The organism is Candidatus Neomarinimicrobiota bacterium (assembly GCA_036476315.1).
Lineage (GTDB): Bacteria > Fidelibacterota > Marinisomatia > Marinisomatales > S15-B10 > JAZGBI01.
In genome coordinates, this window is record JAZGBI010000020.1 from 1 (window position 1) to 3,476 (window position 3,476).

General features: G+C 49.9%; 4 protein-coding genes. All 4 read right to left on the reverse strand.

The genetic code is table 11. The annotated features are described in order from the left end of the window. Nucleotides 1-250 precede the first annotated feature (250 nt). Nucleotides 251-532: an acylphosphatase gene (locus V3U24_02390; GenBank protein MEE9166299.1), complete on the reverse strand. Its 282-nt coding sequence runs from the start codon at nt 530-532 to the stop codon at nt 251-253. After that, the gene (locus tag V3U24_02395) at nt 529-984 is read right to left on the reverse strand and encodes a TIGR00725 family protein (protein ID MEE9166300.1); all 456 of its coding nucleotides are present in this window, start codon (nt 982-984) and stop codon (nt 529-531) included. Before V3U24_02395 ends, V3U24_02390 begins: the two co-directional genes overlap by 4 nt. A gap of 559 nt (nt 985-1,543) precedes the next feature. Continuing rightward, nucleotides 1,544-2,836, reverse strand: a complete 1,293-nt coding sequence (asnS, locus tag V3U24_02400) for an asparagine--tRNA ligase (GenBank protein ID MEE9166301.1) — start codon at nt 2,834-2,836, stop codon at nt 1,544-1,546. 13 nt (nt 2,837-2,849) lie between these two features. Continuing rightward, nucleotides 2,850-3,425, reverse strand: coding sequence for an LPS assembly lipoprotein LptE (lptE, locus tag V3U24_02405; protein MEE9166302.1), 576 nt, complete (start codon nt 3,423-3,425; stop codon nt 2,850-2,852). Nucleotides 3,426-3,476: the final 51 nt, after the last annotated feature.

The following is a 3,476-nucleotide window of genomic DNA, read 5'->3' on the forward strand; positions in this document are numbered from 1 at the left end:
GTACCTGGCCCACCTCCTTGGAGATTCCGTCAGCCACTTCGAGATTCTTTGCGATAAAGGATCGTTCAAGAAGAAGATCCTGGGGCGGATATCCGGTAACGGATAACTCTGGAAAAACAACCAGGTCAACATTCTTCGAAAGAGAGCGACGGTAAAAGTCTAAAGTTCTACTTGAATTAAATTCAAAATCTCCCACAGTTGGGTTAAATTGGCACAGTGCGATTCTCATAGCTTGGGATAAGGTGTTACTTCAATAACGAATCTCGAAGGTGCGGAATTGGTTTTCGAACGGGAGCCATTTCACATTCATGTCTTCGACTGTGGCGCCTCTGGGACCCACTTTCAGTTCTTTGAGGAGGAGGTCGATCTCATCTCGTTTCCCTTCGACCCGTGTTTCCACCGAGCCGGCGGGATTGTTTTTCACCCAGCCGGCAAGATCGAGGTCTTCTGCCCAGCGACGTACAAACCATCGAAATCCCACCATTTGCACGCGGCCAGTAAGGAGAATGTGGGCTCCAGCTTTTTCGCTCATACCAGCTCAAGTATTCTTGAAACTGCCTCTGCCGGAGAATCTGCAGCCTCAATCCCTTTCGTATCCCAGGTATGCAGTCCAACCACGGGTTTCTTCTGACGGAGTGTATGAGCGATTTCTGACAGCGTTCCGTACTCTCCATCGATCGCGATGGCACCCTGGATCGAGTTTGCAATGATAACATTCCTCGCCTCGGCCACGCCCGTGGCAACAGGAATCGTGATGTAACGGTTTGCGGTTTCGCAATGTGCGGTGGGAAGGATCCCTACGACGGTCCCATTCTCCTCAGCCACGCCTTCCGAGACAGCCTCCATAACTCCGCCCAAACCACCGCAGTAAACCAGAACGCCTTTTCGAGACAGAAGCCTTCCCACCTCTCTGGCCATCTTAGAGATCTCGGACGTGCACTTACTCCCACCGTACACACCGATTCTGATCTGTGCCGCCTTCACTTAATTGTCCATTTATTATGAGCCAAGAGCCCGGCTCCGAGGAGCAAGGAGCAAGTAGTAAGTATCAAGTAGCAAGTACCCGAAACCAGCGACAAGACTCCAGTATTCAGTATCGAGAATCAAGGTTACGCATTACGAATCCCGCCTACATTTCATTACGGCGGGCAGGCACGTATCATTTCTCCTCCAAAGGAGTTCCTACGGAACAGTTTCCATCTCTCCATTAATCCATTTTTCATTAATCAATAATCAATAGTCAATGATCAATTGAAAATCGTCAATTCTCATCACGTAACAAGAGCCAAGTATTAAGGATCAAGTATCAAGTAACCCGCTTAGACGTTGAACGTTCGACGTTAGACGTTAGACGAATCAGATATCACACCTCACTCTCCAGTTCTCCTCCTCCGCAGGAGACCCTATGGGTCAAAGGAGTTCCTACGGAACAATTCTCCATATCTCCATTACCCCATTTCTCCAATTCCCCCTATCTCCATTTCTCTAATTCTCCATCGCTCCATTAATCCATTTTCACTAATCAATTATCAATAGTCAATTATTAGGGTTCCAGACGATAAATCATCCGTGGGAACGGAATCGTCTCTCGAAGGTGAGGGAGTCCGCATATCCACGCCAGGCACCTCTCGATTCCCAGTCCAAAGCCGGCGTGGGGAATGGCGCCGTACTTCCTGAGGTCAAGGTACCATTGAAAGGCCCGTTCAGACAGGTTCTCTTCTTTGATCCTCCTGGAAACTGTGTCATAGTCATCTTCCCTTTCACCCCCTCCAACGATTTCGCCGAAACCTTCCGGAGCGATAATGTCCATGCCGAGGGCAAGGTTCTCGTCCTTGGGGTCTCGTTTCATATAGAAGGCTTTGATTCCTGCCGGGAATCGATGGACGATCACGGGACGGTCATATTCTTCGGAGATGATTGTCTCATGCTTTCCCCCGAAGTCGCCTCCCCATTCAAACCTTTCCCCCGCTTTCTTCAGAATCTCGACCGCCTCCGTATACGAGATTCTCGGAAACGGGGCCTTGACAGTTTCCAGACGGGAAGTATCTCGTTTGAGTATGTCCAGCTGTTCCTGACAGGTTTGTATGACTCGTTCTGTAACGTATTCTATAAGATTTTCGGCCCATTCAATGTTCTCATCGAGATCGCAGTATGCTATCTCGGGTTCAAGCATCCAGAATTCTGTGAGATGGCGGCGTGTTTTTGACTTCTCAGCCCTGAACGTCGGTCCGAAACAGTAGGTCTTTCCAAATGCCGTGATTGCGGCTTCATTATAGAGTTGTCCGCTCTGGGCTAGATAAGCTTTCTGCCCAAAGTAGTCCGTCTCAAACAGCGTAGTGGTTCCCTCACATGCATTCGCGGTGAGAATTGGAGTGTCGATCTGGACAAACCCGTTGTCATCGAGAAAACTCCGGCACGCCCTGATGAATTCATGGCGAATTCTGAGAATCGCATGCTGGCGTCTTGACCGGAGCCAGAGGTGGCGATGGTCCATGAGGAATGCCGTGCCGTGATCCTTCTTTGCGAGGGGATAGTCGTCTGCAATCTGGTGCACTTCGATGTTTGTCGTCTGCAGTTCGAACCCGCCAATGGCCCGCTCATCCTTCCTGACCGTGCCCGTGACCGAAACTGACGATTCCTGTGTCAGCACCTGTTCCAAGTTGAACACGTTGTCCGGAACCTTATCCGCCAGAACAACACACTGAGTGTACCCGGTACCATCACGCAGAATGAGAAACCAGATCTTGCCACTGGATCGTTTGTTGTATACCCAACCGTGTAACGTAATCTGTTTGCCAACGCGATTGGGTAAGTCTGAAATGTAGCTGTGCTCCAAGGTCACCCCCCTGTCACCACGTTGAGACAATGTCGTTAATGACATCCGTGACTATCTTCCCCACGGCTACTTTGGCGGCAAGTAGTCTCGGATCTCCAATCTCGTCCGGATCCTCACTATCAATCCTGCCATCCCCATCGTTGTCGATGCCGTCGGAAGATATATCTTGACCAAGGCTGTACGGTCCCCAGCCCGAATACTCCTTTTTCAGGACCGTTTTGTCTGTCACGGCATCGTACCATTCGACTTCAATAATAACTGAAAATCGGTACTCGCTCACCTCTTCCTCCACAGTGTACGTGTAGGGAGCATCAGTTATCTTCTTGATGGTTCCCCTGAGAATGGAGTCTGAATTCTCCTCATCCACAACCCGCATAACGTTTTCCTCGATAAACACTTCCGTTACCTCGTCCGTCATCGATTCTGCAATACCAAATTCCGGTGTTTCGTTCACGAAAAGCGGAATGCCGATACTCTTGATGTGCGGAGGGATGGAACCGGTAAACGAATAAAATCCACAGCCTGTCAGGAGACCGACCGTGAAGACGGTTGAGAGTGCGGCGTGCCCGTTAATACCCGCAGTCTTCAATCAATCTTCTTTCTCTCGAAGTCCACTACCTGCTTCACACCCATGATACCG

Bases quoted from the DNA above. Each gene is read 5' to 3' on its own strand.
- V3U24_02390 (MEE9166299.1), bottom strand. From the start codon at position 532: ATGAGCGAAAAAGCTGGAGCCCACATTCTCCTTACTGGCCGCGTGCAA.